Raw genomic sequence first — 18,094 nt, forward strand, 5'->3', positions numbered from 1 at the left:
GTGTTGCCAGTGCGCTACCTGCGAAGTAACAATCAGTGAATTTGGGCGTTTCGCTCGGATGAGCAGAAATCTCCAGAACGTCCCTCACCTGAGCGGCACCTGAACGGGTAGTCTCTCGCTGTCTTCTGCCCACTGCGGCCAGCTTCGAGACGGTCAGTCGAGCCGCTTGACCATCCGGGTGTTGCCGAGCGTGTTCGGCTTGACCCGGGCCAGGTCGAGGAACTCGGCGACACCCTCATCGTGCGAGCGCACGAGCTCGGTGTACACCTGCGGGTCGACCGTTTCGGAGCCCATGTCGGTGAAGCCGTGCCGGGCGAAAAATGGCACCTCGAAGGTCAGGCAGAAAAGGCGGCTGAGGCCGAGCTCGCGAGCATCCGCTTCGAGCCGGTCCATCAGCGCGTGGCCGACGCCATGGCCGAGCCGGTCGGTGGTCACGGCGAGGGTGCGCACCTCGCCCAGGTCCTCCCACATCACGTGCAGGGCGCCGCAGCCGATCAGAGTGCCGTCGGCATCCTCGACCACCCGGAATTCCTGCACCGCCTCATAGAAGACGACGCTTTCCTTGCCGAGCAGAATGCGCTCCTGCACCAGCGGCGCCACGAGAGCCTGGATTCGAGGCACATCGGTGGTGCGTGCCCGGCGCACCAAAAACTCCTGCATTCGCTGCCCACCGATCTCTCTCGGTTCACTCACGCGAACCAACCAATCCAGTCTAGGCAGCTGTGGGGGGAGCGAATTCGACGGAGATTTTGCCGAATCTGCCCGTTTTGAGCCCGAAACAGGCCCGCAGGAGCAAAATCTCCGTCGAATTCGTCAGGGAGTCGGGGCCGGACGAGCACGAGACAGGGCCCGGCGGATTTTTCCGCCGGGCCCTGTCCAACGGGTTACCGCTACTCGCTGGTCACCGCGAGGTCGGGTGAGCCCGGCCCCGTGCCGATTGCGGCCGTGGTGTTGACGCCGACGGCTACGGCGGAGGCGCGCACCGTCGTGGTGAAGATGTACTCCCCACCCACGTAATCCACGTGCACGTGGTCGCCGGCGTTGAGCTCGCCCTGCAGGATCTTTTCCGACAGGCGGTCCTCCACCTCGCGCTGGATCGCACGGCGCAACGGACGGGCACCGAGTGCGGGGTCGAAGCCGACCTCGATCAAGTGCTCCTTCACGGCGAGGGTCAGGTCCACCGTCATGTCGCGGTCGAGCAGGCGCTCGCTCAAGCGCTTGATGAACAGGTCCACGATCTGGAGCAGTTCCGGCTTGGTCAGCTGCGGGAAGACGATGATCTCGTCCACGCGGTTGAGGAACTCGGGCTTGAAGTGCTTCTTCAGCTCCTCCTTCACCTTGCCGCTCATCCGGTCGTACCCGGTGGACGTGTCACCCTCGAGTTGGAAACCGACGGGCGCGCCGCTGATGTCCTTGGTGCCGAGGTTCGTGGTCATGATGATCACGGTGTTCTTGAAGTCGACGACGCGACCCTGGCCATCCGTCAACCGGCCCTCTTCAAGAATCTGCAGGAGCGAGTTGAAGATGTCAGGGTGGGCCTTCTCGATCTCGTCGAACAGCACCACGGAGAACGGCTTGCGGCGCACCTTCTCGGTGAGCTGGCCGCCCTCTTCGAAGCCGACGAACCCGGGAGGGGCGCCGAACAGTCGGGACACGGTGTGCTTCTCGCCGTACTCACTCATGTCGAGGGAGATCATGGCGGCCTCGTCGTCGAAGAGGAACTCGGCGAGCGCCTTGGCCAACTCGGTCTTTCCGACGCCGGTGGGGCCCGCGAAGATGAACGAACCGCTCGGGCGCTTCGGGTCCTTCAGTCCGGCACGGGTGCGACGGATGGTCTTGGCGAGCGCCGAGATGGCCTCTTCCTGACCGATGACGCGCTGGTGCAGCGCCTTCTCCATGAAGACGAGCCGCGAGGACTCCTCCTCGGTGAGTTTGAAGACGGGGATGCCGGTGGCCTGGGCCAGAACCTCGGCGATCAGGCCCTCGTCGACGACGGCGGTCGTCTTGACGTCGCCGGACTTCCACTTCTTCTCGAGGCGCAGACGCTCGCCGAGGAGGTTCTTCTCCTCGTCGCGCAGGCCGGCGGCCTTCTCGAAGTCCTGCTCCTCGATGGCGGTCTCCTTGGCGGCGCGCACCACGGCGATCTTCTCATCGAATTCGCGCAGCTCGGGCGGGCTGGACAGGATCGACAGGCGCAGGCGGGCGCCGGCCTCGTCGATCAGGTCGATGGCCTTGTCCGGCAGGAACCGGTCGGAGACGTAGCGGTCGGCCAGGTTCGCCGCGGCCACGAGAGCGCCGTCGGTGATCGAGACCTTGTGGTGCGCCTCGTACCGGTCGCGCAGCCCCTTGAGGATATTGATGGTGTGGGGCAGAGACGGCTCGGCCACCTGGATCGGCTGGAAGCGGCGCTCGAGCGCGGCATCCTTCTCGAAGTGCTTGCGGTACTCATCGATCGTGGTGGCGCCGATGGTCTGCAGCTCGCCTCGGGCAAGGAGAGGCTTCAGGATGCTGGCCGCGTCGATGGCGCCCTCAGCGGCACCGGCACCGACGAGGGTGTGGATCTCGTCGATGAAGATGATGATGTCGCCGCGGGTGCGGATCTCCTTGGTGACCTTCTTCAGCCGCTCCTCGAAGTCACCGCGGTAGCGGCTTCCGGCGATGAGCGAGCCGAGGTCGAGCGAGTAGAGCTGTTTGTCTTTCAGCGTCTCGGGTACATCGCCCTTGACGATGGCCTGGGCGAGACCCTCGACGACGGCGGTCTTGCCGACTCCGGGCTCACCGATCAGAACCGGGTTGTTCTTGGACCGGCGGGACAGGATCTGCATGACCCGCTCGATCTCCTTCTCGCGCCCGATGACCGGGTCGAGCTTGTTGTCGCGGGCGGCCTGCGTGAGGTTGCGCCCGAACTGGTCGAGAATCTGGCTGCCCGCCGGACCGCTCGCCTGCTCGTTCGCGCCGACCTGCACCTGCTCCTTGCCCTGGTAACCAGAGAGGAGCTGGATGACCTGCTGGCGCACCCGGTTGAGGTCGGCGCCGAGCTTGACGAGCACCTGGGCGGCAACGCCTTCACCCTCGCGGATGAGGCCGAGCAGAATGTGCTCGGTGCCGATGTAGTTGTGGCCGAGCTGCAGTGCTTCGCGCAGGCTCAGTTCGAGAACCTTCTTGGCGCGCGGCGTGAACGGGATGTGCCCCGTCGGCTGCTGCTGGCCCTGACCGATGATGTCCTGCACCTGCTCACGCACGGCGTCGAGGGAAATACCCAGGCTCTCGAGGGCCTTGGCCGCAACTCCCTCGCCTTCGTGGATCAGGCCGAGCAGGATGTGCTCAGTACCGATGTAGTTGTGGTTGAGCATTTTGGCCTCTTCCTGGGCCAAAACAACGACGCGACGAGCTCGGTCGGTAAATCTCTCAAACATGTGATCGCTCCCTTGGCGCCAGGGCAGTTGTGGCGCCGATACATCGAGAGTAACGAGCGAACCCTGAAATGAGTGCCTCTGTTCGCCGCAGGCGTGACGGATGTCGTCGCGCACCGGCTCCGACCTCGTCACCTTCGGCCGATTTCGGAAGGTGTGGCGGGCGATCTCGACCGCACGTGGCGACCTCGTCGGCCGAACAGGTGGTGACCTCGGATGCGTTCGCCACCGTCTGGGAAGAGGCGCTGCGGCTCAGCCAGACGCAGGTCATCGCCGCGCTGCAGGCCGCCAGCTATGCCGAGCGCATCATCCTCCTGGCCGATGGTCGCGTGGTCGATGACCGCGGCCGGTCCACCGCCGGGCAAATCGGCACCATGTTGCTGAGCATGGAAGCACTGTCGGCGCGGTGAGACGACGGAGGGCCGTGATCCGGGGCACCGACGGTCCGATGACGGTCGGGCCGCTGCCCCCCGGAATTGCGGGTGCACGGAATCGTCGGACTGCGTGTCGCAGACGCCTCGATTATGCCCGCGGCAATGTCCGGCAACACGGATGCCGCCGTCGTCGCCATCGCGGAACGCGCTGCTGCCTCATCCCGGGTATCCGTGCGACGGCGCACGCGCGGATACCCAACGAAGGATCGGTTGGCCTACTCGGGCTTGAGGATGACTTTGGTCCAACCGTTGGTGCGTTCGCCAAAGTTCTTGTAGGCATCCGCGGCTTTGCTGAGGGGGATCTCGTGGGAAACGATCCAGGATGGCTTGGCCTTGCCCGCGGCGATCAGCTCGCGCAACTGCCGATTGTACTTCTTCACCGGGCATTGTCCGCTGCCCATGCTTTGACCCTTAAGCCACTGCAGGCCATAGTCAATGGCAAGTTTGCCCTGCTTGGCGTTATCGTCGAAGCCGCCGGGATCTGCCGGAAGGAAGACTCCGACAACGCCGATTCCCCCGGTGATGCGCACGGACTGGATAAGCCGATTCAGAGTCATGGCGGGATCTTCGGTGCCCTGGGGGTCGTGGGCCTGATAACCCACGCATTCACATCCCCGGTCCGCGCCGATACCCTTGGTCTGGTCCAAAACGAACTCAACCGGGTCCGTCTTCGAGTCATCAATGGCGATCGCACCGATCTGCTCGGCGAGGGCCAGCCGGTCAGGGCGTCGATCCACAACCCAAACTTTACTCGCGCCCTTGATCGTGGCGGACAGGGCGGCCATCAGTCCGACTGGACCCGCACCGTAAATCACGACCGTGTCACCGGGGATCACTCCGGCCATCTCGGTAGCGTGGTAACCGGTAGGGAAAATGTCCGACAGCATCACGTAATCGTTTTGCTTTTCTACCGCGTCTTCACCCAGGCGCAAGCAGTTGTTATCGCCGTAGGGCACACGCAGCATTTGGGCCTGCCCGCCGGGATACGGACCCATGCCAGCGAAGCCGTAGGCGGCGCCCGCGCCGACCGGGTTTGGTTGAGTGGTCATGCAGTAGTTCGTGAAACCGCGTTCGCAATTCTTGCAAAACCCGCAGGAAATATTGAATGGCAGCACGACCCGATCGCCGACCTTGACGGCGTCGACGCCGTTTCCGATCTCGATGACCTCACCCATGTTCTCGTGACCAAAGGTGCGCCCGACCTCGAAATCGGTGCGTCCCTCGTACATGTGCAAATCGGAACCGCAAATATTTGTCGCTGTGATGCGAACAAGAACGTCAGTGGGGCGTTCGATCTTGGCATCCGGAACGTCTTCAACGTTGACCGCGTTGGGGCCTTTATAGACGACTGCTTTCATTTCTTCCACTCCCTAAATTTTGACCATGAAAGACGGAAGTTCCGCCCTCACTTTCGGAGGTGCATTTACGGTGAATGTCCGGGCAGAGTCTCAGGCTGCGCGGAAAATGTGCATATCCCAGATCTATCACGATCGCGCATGACCCGCCACTGCGAGGATGCGACCGAATTCGGGTTGCGCGTTGCCCCCTGCCAGCGCCAGGGGTGCCTCGTCGACACCACGAGGTGGGCACCGAGGTGGGCACCGAGGTGGGCACCGAGGTGGGCACCGAGGCATTCTCTCTTACGACGGAACGGCCGCTAGCCGTTCGGCTATCGGGCGTTCAGCGACCCCGGCGTCAGAACGTATGTGAAATCGTCGGTCAAGCGCTAGTGTGCCGGTTTGGTCATTCGGCGACGCGAGTCGCGTCAATTCCGGAGCGGTCTGCATAGCTGGTCGATTGCACGAACCGTCCAGGAGGCGCGCGTTGAGCCGGATGGCTCAAGGACGTTCAGGTTCATTCCAGAGTTGAACGCATCCGGCGGACAGGTCATTGGTTCGACGGCGAGTCCAATTCTGTCGATCGAGGGTACTAATTGATCAGCCGTATGCACCTGAACCCACGGGCATTCGGGACCCCAGATCATTTCCACTCCACTGCCCGCGGTCGTCATCAATCGAAGTGTCGCCATGCCTTCATCGTCCCGGTCGAAGCCAGTGAATGCATGGTCGATGAAGGTGTCATCGATAGTCCGCGGCGTGCGGAAGTCAAACACGGCAAGATCACCAGCATCGAGATCACAGAGGTGAAGGGGAATGAGGCGGTCATGAGTCACGGTCAGGATTCGCTGGGCTGCGAGCTCCAGCGTCCAGTCGTTGACGCGGCCATCGCCGGCAACAAGGTACGGGTGCGGAGCGACGCCAAAAGGGGCGGCATTTAGACCGGCATTCACTGCCGTAACTGCCGTTCGAAGGCCACCGGCGTCAAGCGCAAAATCCACCTCCAGCGTCACCCGGTGGGGGTATCCAGGCTGCGCTTCGACGGTTGCCGCGAGGACGAGCCGATCGGCCGCCTGCCTGACCACTGCAAAGTTCAACCAGGACACGAGTCCATGGAGAGCGTGGCCCCTCGACGACTCGGTGATGCTGAGCTGTTGCTCGACACCACCGAATGTGTACTTTCCATCCACGACTCGGTTCGGCCACGGCGCCAGGATGGCGCCGCGAAAGAAAGGTCGCACCTGGTTGGCATCGAACGGCACGATGAGGTTCCGTCCGTGATATCGGAGCGATCGAACGCTTGCGCCGATACTCGCGATCGCGGCGGTGTAGCCGTGAGCCTCGAGAACGAATTGGGTTCCCGACAGCGGAGTGAGTGACATGGGGACACCATTCAGTGGAGATACAGGGAATTTCACGCCCAATTGGGTTACTCGGGGGTCAGGACCCGAGGAATGTCGGCGTCCCATTCGGTCTCGGCAACGTGAAGTGCGCGGTACGTGTAGTCCGTGTCCCACCCGTGGAAGACGAGATAGTCCTTGCCATTCAGACCAAAGACCAGGTCTTGGCCACCAGGGCCGCGATATAAGCCCCCCGACCCTTCGGTCGAGAGGATCGGACCCGTTTCCTTCGTCCACGGGCCATCGATTGAGGCAGCCGTTGCAGCACCGACCGCATATCGGTCGTCTCCGTAAGAGTTAGCGGAGTAGAGCATCAGGAGTCCTGTACCTCGGACCACAATGGTGGGAGCCTCGATAAGGTTGCCCTCCCAATCCTCGGTTTGCTTCAGGATCCTGATGGGATCGCCCGTGATGCTGAGCCCGTCGGGAGAGAGCGTGGCCGCCTGAATCCAGGTGTCGAGGTCGCAACAGTTACCGTCATTTTTCCAGACGAGGTACAAGGCGTCGTCGATGGGCACGGTGCTTGCATCGATCGCGCCGCCTTCGTCTTCTGGACAGATGATCATGGCGTCGCTCTGAACGATGAACGGTCCGGCCGGGTCGCTGGCAGTGGCTACACCAATGCACTGCAGCGTTGGCGCAAAATTCGTCGCCGTGAAGTACATGACGAATGAATCATCGGTGAGTCTCGTCACCTCAGGCGCCCAGGTCTTTCCCGGAATAATCCAGCTTGGGAGATCCGGCAACGCGTCCGGTAACACCTCCCAATCGAGGAGATCGGTGGAGGAGGCGACCTGCACGTTGCGGTTGTTGTCGTTGGTGGCATACGCGAAGTACGTGCCGTCGACCTCCACCACGTCGGGGTCTGCGAAATTCGTGTTGAGTACCGCAGCGCCTGCTGCGGCAGACGCCGGAGGTGCCGAGTGCTCCGGAGCCGCCGTGCAGCCACTCACCGCGAAGGCGGTCATGATGGCTCCAGCCACACACGCTACCGCTGCGCGGCGAGCAGAGGTCAACACGTGCTATCCCTTCACTCCGGAGCGAGAAACGCCCTCGATGATAAAGCGCTGGAGGAAGATGAACAGCGCCAGCACGGGCACGCTCGCGACAACCGCGCCGGCCATCAAAAGGTCGTAGCGCACCGCATTTGCGGACTGAAGCGTGGACAGTCCAGCTGGCAGTGTTTGTATCTCCGGGCTGAACAAGACGTAGACGGGCCAGAGGAAGTCATTCCAGTTGCCGAGGAAGGCGAGCAGCGCGAGTGTTGCAAGTGCGGGTTTGGCGAGCGGCAGAACCACTTGCATGAAGATGACGAATCGGTTCGCCCCATCGAGCCGGGCGGCCTCCTCTAACTCGATCGGCAGGCCGACGAAGAACTGTCGCATGAAGAACACTCCGAATGCGGACGCCGCCGTGGGAATGATGATCGCGACGAGCGAGTTGAGCCACCCCAGTTCGCTCACGATGAGGTAGTTGGGAATCACCAGGATTACCGGCGGCACCAGCAATGTCGCGACGATGATGACGAAGACGAAATTCTTGCCGCGAAACTGCATTCGTGCGAGCGGATACGCCGCCAGTGACGCCGTGACGACGACGAGCGTGGCGTTGAGGGCGGCTGCGACCATGCTGTTTGCGAACCATTGCAGCACCGGAGTCGCAGTCCCGGGAGCGAGGATAGACGCGAAAGCTTGCACGGAAATCGGATTGGGAATCCACGCCGGTGGAATAGCCGTTGCGTCAGCCCGGGTCTTGAAGCTGGTCACGATCATGAAGATGATCGGGCTGATGAACGCGATTGCGATCGCGCCGAGAACGACGACCCGAGTGATTGTGCCACTTCGTCGACGTGCACTGCGTGCACGGGAACCGGCACTGATCCTGGTCGTGAGAGCGTTCACGAGCGCACCTCCTTCTTGAGCTTCTTGGGCTGTTTCTCGCGAAAGATGTAGAAGACAAAAGCACTGATCGCCATGAGGAATACGGTCAGTACATAACTCATCGCTGCGGCGCTGCCCATCTGAAAGTTGCGCAGACCCGCGTCGGCGATCTGATATATGGCCGTGCGCGTTTCACGTCCGGGGCCGCCCTGGGTCATGAGATAGGACTGGCCAAACATGTTGGCGGATGCAAGAAGGGTGATGATCGTGATGAACGAGAGGATGGGCTTGAGCCCGGGGATCGTCACGTGCAGGAACTGCATCCACGGTCCGGCCCCATCCACACGTGCGGCTTCGTAGAGTTCGATCGGGATGTCCTGAAGGCCGGCAAGGTAGATGACGGCGTTGAATCCGAGCGTCCACCAGACGGTCACTCCCACGAGCGCGACCCAGGCCGCGGGCGTCGTTGTTGTCCAAGCGGTGTCATCCGGAAGTCCTAGGAGTCCCAGATAGTGGTTCACCAGCCCGATGTTGTTGTCGAGCAGGTATCGCCACAGCACCGAGATGACGGCGACGCCGAGTACGTAGGGGGCGAAGTAGATTGCTCGGAGAAAGTCCCGTCCGGGAAACTTCCTGCTCATGAGTAGGGCGACGGCGAGCGGGACGATCAGGAGCAATGGCACGCTGAGTACCGTGAAGATGCCGGTGGCCCGCATGGACCCCCAGAACGGGCCAAAAACCGTCGATCCGGGTGAGAACAAGGCGACGTAGTTGTCGAGGCCGACAAAGGGTTTGTTCGGCAACGTGTAGTCCCAGGAATGAAGACTGATCCACACCCCTAAAACTGCCGGGAGGATGACGAAGCTGCCAAACAGAAGCAGGTAGGGGGCAAGAAATATCCAGGGTGTGGCTATCCCCTGCCGCCGAGTGCCCGCTCGCACTCCACGATTCTTCTGCGACTCCGGGTCGGAAGCCGAGGGGCGGCGCGTCCTCCCCATCGGGAGGACGCGCTCACCGACCTTCGTCGACACTGGTCAGTCCCCGAACGAGGCTTTGTTGTCGGCCATGAGTTTCGTCGCCGTGCCGGCGGCTTTTTTGAGCGCGTCACTCGGCGTCGTCGTTCCCTGAACCCCATCGGCGACTGCGATTTCGAGGGTCTCGGCCTGAACCCCACCGATCCCGGGAATGGGCGGCAAGAAACGCATCGAATCGATCGTCGCCGCGATTGCTTCTTGCGGCAGGCCGTCGAGGGCACCCGCATCGCGCACCGACTGGCGAGCGGGGATCATGCCCGAGCCTGCCCACTCGGCGGACTGCTCGCTCATCCAGGCAATGAACACCTTCGACGCGTTGACCTTGTTCTGGTCCGCGTTTGCCTGGCGGGGGAGGAAGAAGTTATGGGAGTTGGCCCATACGGCATCCGTGTCACCAATTGTGGGGACCGGGGCGACCGCGTAAGGCAGACCGGACTCGGCGAGATCGTTGATCTGCCAGATGCCGTCCCAGGTGATCGAGGTCTCACCATTCTTGAAGGCGACGTACTGAGAGTCGATGGCGACGTCACTCGGGCTGTAACCGTCGTCCACGATGGAGCGCTGCCACTCAAGTGCCTCTACCCCGGCTGCTGAATCAAACGTTGCCCCGTCGTCACCATATGGTTCACCGTCGTTCTGCCACAGCACGGAGAGGTTCATCAGGTGGCTCGGCCACCGCGTCGGCATCCAAAATGGAGTTTCGTACCCAGCTGCTTTGAGCTTGTCGAGCGCATCCTGAAAGGAAGCCGCGTCGGTCGGGGCCTCTTCGATCCCAGCGGCGGCGAAATGTTCGGTGTTGTAGTACATGGCCAGTGAATGCACATCGAGCGGAATGCCGTATCGGGCGTCCTTATAGACGCCGGCATTCCAGACTTCGTCGGTGAAGTCATCTGACGTCAGACCCAAGTCCTCGGCGAGATCGTCGATCGGTACGATGACGTTTCGCGCGGCATTCGACGCGAGCTGGTCCAGGTGCATCACGCCGACGTCGGGACCCTCGCCGGCGGTCACCGCTGCGGGCAGTCGCTGGTAGAAGTCGGTCCACTGCATCGTGTTCGAGACAACCGCGATGTTGTCATGCTCAGCATTGAAGTCGGACACCATCTTCTCCATGAACGGACCGTCCCCGCCGGTGAAGCCGTTCCAGTAGGACAGCTCCACTTCAGGTCCGGTGTATTCACCGGTGAAGGGCTCTTTCGCCGCCTGCCCGGTTCCGCCCGCAGAGCATCCGGCCAGCACCAGCATGAGTGCGGCACCGAGAGCTGTGGCCCCTATCACTCGCCGCCCCAGGAAGTCTTTCTGCTTCATGATCGTTCGTCCTCCTCATCGAAAACATCGCTCCGCGACCCATGCGCGAAGCGGGCCGCCCATTCCCCGCACCAATCGGAGCGGCAGACGAGCGCCTTCCGTCAATGTACAGCGCTGGAAAGATGTTTGTCTAGTCTGCGAGGATCCGCGGCAAACGCCGTTTCCAGCGCCTGGCCACAGTCGCCTTAGGATGGACCGGACCGGACGGGACGGGACAAACATGGCAAGGGTTCGACTAATAGACGTCGCGGAGCTCGCGGGCGTGTCCATGAAGACCGTCTCAAACGTCGTTCACAACTATCCTCACGTGGCCCCGGCGCTCCGCGAGAAGGTGCAAGCGGCAATTGACCAGCTCGGCTACCGACCCAACCTTACGGCGCGGCGTCTGGCTACCGGAAGAACCGGAATGATCGCCCTGGCAATCCCCGAAATCGACCACCCGTACTTTTCGGAACTCTCCCGTCACATTGCCGAAGAAGCAACCCGACGAGGATACCGAGTCATCATCGAGCAGACCTTGAGCGATCCCGTCGCGGAACGGGCGGTACTCAGCGATCGGGAGGCTGGGCTGGTCGACGGCGTGATCTTTCACCCCGTCCGCATGGAATCGCTCGACATTGCGAAGCTCGATCCTGGCACTCCGCTGGTCTTGCTCGGCGAGGCGGCCATGCCTGTCATGACAGACCACGTGATGATCGACAACGTCTCGGCCGCTCTCGATGCCACGCGGCACCTCTTAGCGAGAGGATGTCGACGCATCGCTTTTCTCGGTGTCATAGCGGTGGACATCACTGGTTCGACGAATCAGCGCCTTCTCGGCTACCAACAGGGTCTCCTGGAGGCCGGGGTCCAGCTGGATCCTGAGCTGGTATTCACGGCCTTGGAATTCACGGCTGAAGCAGGCCTTCGTTCGGTTGCCGAGGCGATTGAGCGCGGGGTGTGTTTTGACGGCGTGGTCTGCCGCGACGACCGGTTTGCGATCGGAGCATTGAAAGCCCTCCATGATTCCGGGCGATCGGTACCCGCAGATGTGGCCGTGGTCGGTTGGGACAACACCTTCCTGGCCGCGTACACGTCCCCGACACTCACCTCCGTGGCGCCGAGGAAGACCGCTATCGCCGCGGCTGCTTTCGATCTCCTCGAGGAACGAATCGCTGGATACCGGGGGGTTGGCCGCCACAGGATCGTGAGGCATTCACTCGCGGTGCGCGAGAGCGCTCCATTTGCTCTTTGACGCCTCGACCGACACTTGGACTTTACAGCGCTGTAATTTGGCGGCATGATTGCGGTATGTCGCGTTCTCTCCCGATTTCTGCCAGTGCCCAGGGTGGCGTGTATCCCCGCCCGCAACTTGTCCGCCCGAATTGGCACGATCTCGCCGGCGAGTGGGCATTCGAACACGACGATCACGACATCGGCAGATGCGAGAAGTGGTTCGCAAATCCCGCACTTCTTGGCCGGGTCATCACTGTTCCGTTTCCGCCTGAGTCGGAGATGTCAGGAATCGCCGAGCCGGGCTTCCATCCCGTTGTCTGGTATTCCCGCATCATCAGCCCCGAAGACGTGGCCGCGAGCGGCCGGTCCCGCGGGCGTGACCGAGTGGTGTTGCATTTTGGGGCGGTCGACTACCGCGCATCTGTGTGGATCGATGGCCAGTTCATCGGGTCTCACGAGGGCGGCCAGACGCCGTTCTCCTTTGACATCACCGAAGCTCTGTCGCCCCAAGAGGACTGCGTGCTCGTGGTTCGTGCCGAGGATGACCCCCACGACGTAGCTCAGCCGCGGGGCAAACAGGATTGGCTTGAGGATGCGCACGTCATTTGGTACCACCGCACTACGGGGATTTGGCAACCGGTCTGGCTCGAGTCTGTGCCGGATCAGCGCATCACGGCACTGCGTTGGATTCCAAACGTGCCGGCTGGGGACGTCGCGATCGAGGTGGAGCTGACGCGGCGACCGGCGCCGAGCGTTACTGTTCAGGTGGAACTGTCCATCGCGGGCGAAATTCTCGCCCGGCAGTCTTTCTTGGCCGTTGAGCCGCGATCACAGGCAACCATTCAGATTTCTCGGCAGGCGAACGGTCAGGCCTGTGAAGCTCTTCTCTGGTCACCGGAAAACCCGCGACTGATTGACGCGCACGTCTCGATCATTGCTGACGACGGAAGCATTCTCGACGAGTCCTTCTCCTATTTCGGGCTTCGCAGCGTCGGTGTCGCGGGCGGCAGGTTCCTGCTCAATGACCGGCCGTACTTCGTACGATCGGTGCTGGAGCAGGGCTACTGGCCGCAGTCGCACCTCGCTGCGCCCTCGGCCGAAGCTCTGCGAGCCGAAGTGGAACTCATCAAGGCCCTCGGGTTCAACGCCGCGAGAATCCATGAAAAGGTCGAGGACCCTCGATTCCTCTATTGGGCGGACCGGCTCGGCTTGCTCATTTGGGGTGAAATGGGCAGCACCTACGAGTTCTCTTCGGAGGCAGTATCGCGAGTCACCCGCGAATGGACCGAAGTAGTGCGCCGCGACCGATCGCATCCGTCAATCGTCACCTGGGTTCCCCTCAACGAGAGTTGGGGTGTTCAACAGATCGCACACGACGACGCCCAGTTGAGCTTCGCCCAGTCGCTCTACCACCTGACTCGAGCGCTCGATCCGAGCCGCCCCGTCATCTCCAATGACGGCTGGGAACACGCCATATCTGACATCCTCACAATCCACGACTATGCCGGCACGGCCGAGCAGCTCGACGCCAATTACAAGGACATCGACGCCATCCGATCCCTCGTTGCGGGTATGGGTCCGGCAGGCCGTCGCCTGCAACTCATCCCCCGCGAGGTCGATGGCCAGTCGATCATGGTCACTGAATTCGGCGGGGTCAGCTTCGCGCCCGACGCTGCCGATGACTCGTGGGGCTACACGACAGCGACAAGCTATGAGGACTTCGAAAATCGTGTATCAGGTCTCGTGGGAAGCCTTCGGGACAACCCGATCCTCTCGGGCTTTTGTTACACCCAGCTGACGGACACAATGCAGGAGACCAACGGGCTGACCGACGCGAACCGGAAGCCCAAACTGCCGATCGCCGTCATTCGCAGCATCGTATCCGGGGAGAACGCGCCCCTTCCCCGGGTGGCGGGGGTCGCTGCGTCGAGCCTGCACTCAGCCACCGGCTGAGGACGACTACGACCGGCTCCACGCACTCGGTCTCAGTGAGTGCACGCAGGTATTGAGATCGGGCGTGGAGTTGTGCCTCTGCTCGAGCTTCAGCGAGTCCGACGACGGCCGCACAGGCAGCCGTGGCGACGATGTCCAGCAGGAACCCGGAGACGGCGCTTTCGAACCGCGCGCCCCGGGTTCGGAACCAGCCAAGTCGACCGGCATGTAGCCCCTGTGCGGGAGAAAGATTTGTGCGATCACCTCGACCCGGATCTGCGTCGCCAGGTGAGCCAGGAAGAAAACCAGAGCGATCACGCTCGCCAGAACGGATGCTCCGCAGCACCGTGAGCAAGAACATGAACGTGGCGAGAAAGAGCCCAAGCGCACTATGCACACATGCCTCTGCACGGGCACCGGCCAAAAACACGTTTCACCCGCGCCCCCGAACGAATTCGACGGAGATTTTGGCAAAGCAGTTAGGTTAGCTCGAAAAACCTCCCTCTTTCCCAAAATCTCCGTCGAATTGGTTCACCACCGAACCGGGCTCATAGTCGTGCGGACTCCGGCTCGTGAACGCCTGTTGGGCACGGCGCGCATCGTCGAGGGAGTGCCTCCTCGACCACCGCCGACCTGGGTGGGTCAAGGTGCCGGGGCTCGGAGCCGAGCCGGACGCCGCTACTGCACCGCGGAAGTCAGCCGGGCAAGATTGTCGAGCACCGTGGAGCGCAGCGGCTGCTTCATCCATTCCGCCAGGGTGAGTTCACGGCTGTCCTCCCGGTAGCCGTCTTCCACCGCCCGCAACTGCTGCACGAAGGAGCGTCCGCGCACCATCATCGATACCTCGAAGTTGAGGCTGAACGAGCGCATGTCCATGTTGCTCGACCCGATCACGGCCACCTCGTCGTCGATCGTGAAATGCTTGGCGTGCAGCACGTAGGGAGCCTTGTACAGGTAGATCTTGACGCCCGCCCGAAGCAGCTCCTCATAGTAGGAGCGCTGCGCGTGGTAGACGAGGGCCTGGTCGCCGACCTCGGAAACGAACAGCTCCACCCGCAGCCCGCGCTGAGTGGCCGTCGTGATGGCGTACATGATCGACTCGTCTGGCACGAAGTACGGGCTCGTGATGATGATGCGCTCCTGTGCATAGTAGAGCAGAGCGAGGAACAGGCGCAGGTTGTTCTCGCCCTCGAAGCCGGGTCCGCTGGGCACGACCTGGCAGTCCAGGGAGTGCGGCACAACCTCGGTTGACACCGGCTGGATGTCCCGGGTCAGAAGGTCGTTGGTCTCGCTATACCAGTCGGTGATGAAAATCGCGTTGAGACCCGACACGATCGGTCCCTCGACCCTCGTCATCAGGTCTTTCCACTTCAGGCCGCGACGGATGTTCCCCGGCATGTTGTACGTGCGGTCGATGACGTTCTGCGACCCCATGTAACCGACCGTGCCGTCGATGATCAGCACCTTACGGTGGTTGCGCAGATCCGGCCGCTGCCACTTTCCCTTGAGCGGCTGCAGCGGCAGCAGGAGCTCCCACTTCACGCCGGAGTCGGTGAGCCGGCGCAGCGTCTCGCGGTAGCCGAGCTTGCGCATCGACTGGATATGATCCATCAACACGCGCACGGTCACGCCGCGCTTGACGGCGTTTTCGAGGGCGTCGAAGAATGACGCCGTGGTCGGATCCAGGGAAAGAATGTAGAACTCGACGTGCACGAAATTGAGGGCCCGATCGATGTCCGTGACCATCTCGGCGAACGTGCCCTCATAGTCGCCGAGCAGGCGGGCCTCGTTGCCGCCGACCAGCGGCATCGCCCCCAGATTGCGGTTGAGTTCGACGACCGAGTCGAGCCAGAGCGGCCACGGATGATCGCGACGCACCTGATCGATGCCCTCGGTGCTGTCGAGGATGAACTGGTTGATCTCCTCCTGCATTTCCAGCCGCTTTTTCGGCAGGGTTCGGTAGCCGATGAGTAGGAAGAGTAAGGCGCCGATGAAGGGCAGGAAGAAGATCGTTAGCAGCCACGCCATGCCCGATGTCGGCCGACGGTTGCGAGGAACGACGACGATTGCCACCACGCGAATGGAGAAATCGACCACCAGGGCGATCACGAGGATGATGGTCGAGATGTCGATGCCGAACATTCGGTGCTACGTAACCGGTTTATCGAGCCCGAGCTTGGCGCGCTCTTCCGCCTCGATCCGGGCGTAGACCTTACGCTCCGTGCGGTCTGCCCGCACGATGGAACGCATCACGATCCAAAAGATCAGCCCGACGGCGACGGTGGGCAGGAGCGCCCAGAAAGCGCTGACCCAGAAGTTATCCATGATGTCTCCAACGATACGGGAAAACGGCGGGCAGGCGCGCGACGTTTACGTGTTCAGCAGCCCTGCGATACCGGTGCCGATTGCGTAGATCCCGGTTCCCGCGACGCCGACCCAGATCGAGATTTCGAGCAGGGACGGACGACGACGGACGCGCGGGATCGGTTGGCCGGGCACAGGCTCGCCGGGCACAGGCTCGCGAGGCGGCTTCGACCTCATCGGATGATCATTTCACCAGCGGGAATAGAATGGTCTCCCGGATTCCCAGCCCGGACAGCGCCATCAGCAAACGGTCGATGCCCATGCCCATGCCGCCGGTGGGCGGCATCCCGTGCTCGAGGGCCCGCAGGAATTCCTCGTCGAGGCGCATGGCCTCGGGGTCGCCGCCGGCGGCGAGGCGCGCCTGTTCGACGAAGCGCTCACGCTGCACGACCGGGTCGACGAGCTCGGAGTAGCCGGTGGCCAGCTCGAAGCCGCGCACGTACAGGTCCCACTTCTCGACCACCCCGGCCACACTGCGGTGGCCGCGCACGAGCGGGCTGGTGTCGATCGGGAAGTCCAGCACGAACGTGGGGCGGGTCAGGCCGCCCTTCACGAAGTGCTCCCACAGCTCCTCGACGTACTTGCCGTGGATGGGGTGGTCGATATCGAGCCCCTCCGTGTCGGCGAGCACCTTCAAGTCGGCGAGCGGGGTGGCCGGCGAGATCGCGTAGCCGACGGCCGCGGACAGGCTGTCGTACATGCCGATGCGGTCCCAGTCGCCGCCCAGGTCGAATTCGGTGCCGTCGGCCCAGGTAACCACGTGCGAACCGGCGATGGCGAACGCGGCATCCTGAATCAGTTTCTGGGTGAGGTCGGCGATCGAGTTGTAGTCGCCGTAAGCCTCGTAGGCCTCCAGCATCGCGAACTCCGGCGAGTGGGTGGAGTCGGCGCCCTCATTGCGGAAGTTGCGGTTGATCTCGTAAACCCGGTCGATGCCGCCGACGACGGCGCGCTTGAGGAACAGCTCCGGCGCGATCCGCAGGAAGAGGTCGGTGTCGAACGCGTTGCTGTGGGTCGTGAACGGGCGAGCGGATGCGCCACCGTGCATGACCTGCAGCATCGGCGTCTCAATCTCGATGAAGCCCAGCTCCGTGAAGGTGCGGCGCATGCTAGCGACGGTCTGCGAGCGCTGGATCACGCTGCGGCGGGCCTGCTCGCGAATGATCAGGTCGAGGTACCGACTGCGCACGCGGGTCTCCTCGCTGAGCGCGGTGTGCAGGTTCGGCAGCGGCAGCAGCGCCTTGGCGGCGACCTGCCACTCCGACGCCATGATCGAGAGCTCGCCGCGGCGGGAGGAGATGACCTCGCCGGAGACAAAGAGGTGGTCGCCGAGGTCGACGAGGTCTTTCCAATCGGCGAGGGATTCCTCCCCCACCGCCCCCAGGGAGATCATTGCCTGGATGCGGCTGCCGTCCCCGGACTGCAGGCTCGCGAAACAGAGCTTGCCGGTATTGCGCAGGTGCACGACGCGGCCGGCGAGGCCGACGATGACGCCGGTGACGGCATCCGCTTCGAGGTCGCCGAACTGCGCGCGCACGGCGGGAATCGTGTCGGTGACGGGCACGGACACCGGATAGGCGCCGCCGGCGGGACTGGTCGCGGCGGCGTTCAACCGGTCACGTTTGGCCAGGCGCACGACCTTCTGCTCGTTGGTCTCGGCCTCCGCCGCTGCGGCGGCCACGATCTCGGCCTCGGTCGGTGCTGGGTTCTGCTCGCTCATGCGGTTCTCCGTGGCAGGTGGCGGCCGGGCGATGCCCGGCGCTCCCGCGCGTGCTCA

14 protein-coding genes and 1 pseudogene are annotated in these 18,094 nt (G+C 62.8%); 4 read left to right on the forward strand and 11 right to left on the reverse strand.

The window, feature by feature from the left end; translation table 11 throughout:
- Positions 1-153: 153 nt before the first annotated feature.
- Both CXY81_RS12875 and CXY81_RS12880 read right to left on the reverse strand, forming a co-directional pair.
- Positions 154-660, reverse strand: a complete 507-nt coding sequence (locus CXY81_RS12875) for an amino-acid N-acetyltransferase (protein ID WP_104195070.1) — start codon at positions 658-660, stop codon at positions 154-156.
- A gap of 230 nt (positions 661-890) precedes the next feature.
- Positions 891-3,416, reverse strand: coding sequence for an ATP-dependent Clp protease ATP-binding subunit (locus CXY81_RS12880; protein ID WP_104102410.1), 2,526 nt, complete (start codon positions 3,414-3,416; stop codon positions 891-893).
- Positions 3,417-3,592: 176 nt separating this feature from the next.
- On the opposite strand from CXY81_RS12880, the gene CXY81_RS12885 reads away from it, so the two are divergent.
- Complete coding sequence (locus CXY81_RS12885; protein ID WP_104195071.1) at positions 3,593-3,823, forward strand: hypothetical protein; 231 nt, start codon at positions 3,593-3,595, stop codon at positions 3,821-3,823.
- Between the two features lie 60 nt (positions 3,824-3,883).
- A pseudogene (locus tag CXY81_RS12890) lies at positions 3,884-4,123 on the forward strand (GMC oxidoreductase); the annotation flags it as partial.
- Here CXY81_RS12890 and CXY81_RS12895 read toward each other — a convergent pair.
- The 6 genes from CXY81_RS12895 to CXY81_RS12920 form a co-directional block, all read right to left on the reverse strand.
- Positions 4,063-5,205 (reverse strand): glutathione-independent formaldehyde dehydrogenase, encoded by a 1,143-nt coding sequence (locus tag CXY81_RS12895; protein ID WP_104169590.1) that lies wholly within the window; start codon positions 5,203-5,205, stop codon positions 4,063-4,065. The pseudogene CXY81_RS12890 and the gene CXY81_RS12895 sit on opposite strands and share 61 nt — an antisense overlap.
- Positions 5,206-5,612: 407 nt before the next feature.
- Entirely contained in the window at positions 5,613-6,566 is a 954-nt protein-coding gene (locus tag CXY81_RS12900; RefSeq protein WP_104195073.1) for an aldose 1-epimerase family protein, read from the reverse strand.
- A gap of 47 nt (positions 6,567-6,613) precedes the next feature.
- Entirely contained in the window at positions 6,614-7,552 is a 939-nt protein-coding gene (locus tag CXY81_RS12905; RefSeq protein WP_104195074.1) for a glycoside hydrolase family 43 protein, read from the reverse strand.
- Positions 7,553-7,606: 54 nt separating this feature from the next.
- Positions 7,607-8,485 (reverse strand): carbohydrate ABC transporter permease, encoded by an 879-nt coding sequence (locus CXY81_RS12910; protein ID WP_233191484.1) that lies wholly within the window; start codon positions 8,483-8,485, stop codon positions 7,607-7,609.
- Positions 8,482-9,267: a carbohydrate ABC transporter permease gene (locus tag CXY81_RS12915; RefSeq protein ID WP_233194159.1), complete on the reverse strand. Its 786-nt coding sequence runs from the start codon at positions 9,265-9,267 to the stop codon at positions 8,482-8,484. Before CXY81_RS12915 ends, CXY81_RS12910 begins: the two co-directional genes overlap by 4 nt.
- Positions 9,268-9,498: 231 nt before the next feature.
- Complete coding sequence (locus CXY81_RS12920; RefSeq protein WP_104195076.1) at positions 9,499-10,806, reverse strand: ABC transporter substrate-binding protein; 1,308 nt, start codon at positions 10,804-10,806, stop codon at positions 9,499-9,501.
- A gap of 220 nt (positions 10,807-11,026) precedes the next feature.
- Between CXY81_RS12920 and CXY81_RS12925 the strand changes: the two genes are divergently transcribed.
- Complete coding sequence (locus tag CXY81_RS12925; protein WP_104195077.1) at positions 11,027-12,040, forward strand: LacI family DNA-binding transcriptional regulator; 1,014 nt, start codon at positions 11,027-11,029, stop codon at positions 12,038-12,040.
- A 98-nt stretch (positions 12,041-12,138) separates the two neighbouring features.
- Entirely contained in the window at positions 12,139-13,974 is a 1,836-nt protein-coding gene (locus CXY81_RS12930) for a glycoside hydrolase family 2 protein (RefSeq protein ID WP_369828387.1), read from the forward strand.
- Between the two features lie 657 nt (positions 13,975-14,631).
- Here CXY81_RS12930 and cls read toward each other — a convergent pair.
- From cls to lysS, 3 genes are all read right to left on the reverse strand, one after another.
- Positions 14,632-16,095, reverse strand: a complete 1,464-nt coding sequence (gene cls / locus CXY81_RS12935; protein ID WP_104169595.1) for a cardiolipin synthase — start codon at positions 16,093-16,095, stop codon at positions 14,632-14,634.
- A gap of 6 nt (positions 16,096-16,101) precedes the next feature.
- Positions 16,102-16,278, reverse strand: a complete 177-nt coding sequence (locus tag CXY81_RS16740; protein ID WP_166784554.1) for a hypothetical protein — start codon at positions 16,276-16,278, stop codon at positions 16,102-16,104.
- 223 nt (positions 16,279-16,501) lie between these two features.
- Positions 16,502-18,037 (reverse strand): lysine--tRNA ligase, encoded by a 1,536-nt coding sequence (gene lysS, locus CXY81_RS12940; RefSeq protein ID WP_104195079.1) that lies wholly within the window; start codon positions 18,035-18,037, stop codon positions 16,502-16,504.
- Between the last annotated feature and the right edge of the window lie 57 nt (positions 18,038-18,094).

Source organism: Cryobacterium sp. M25, assembly GCF_002929635.1.
GTDB lineage: Bacteria > Actinomycetota > Actinomycetes > Actinomycetales > Microbacteriaceae > Cryobacterium > Cryobacterium sandaracinum.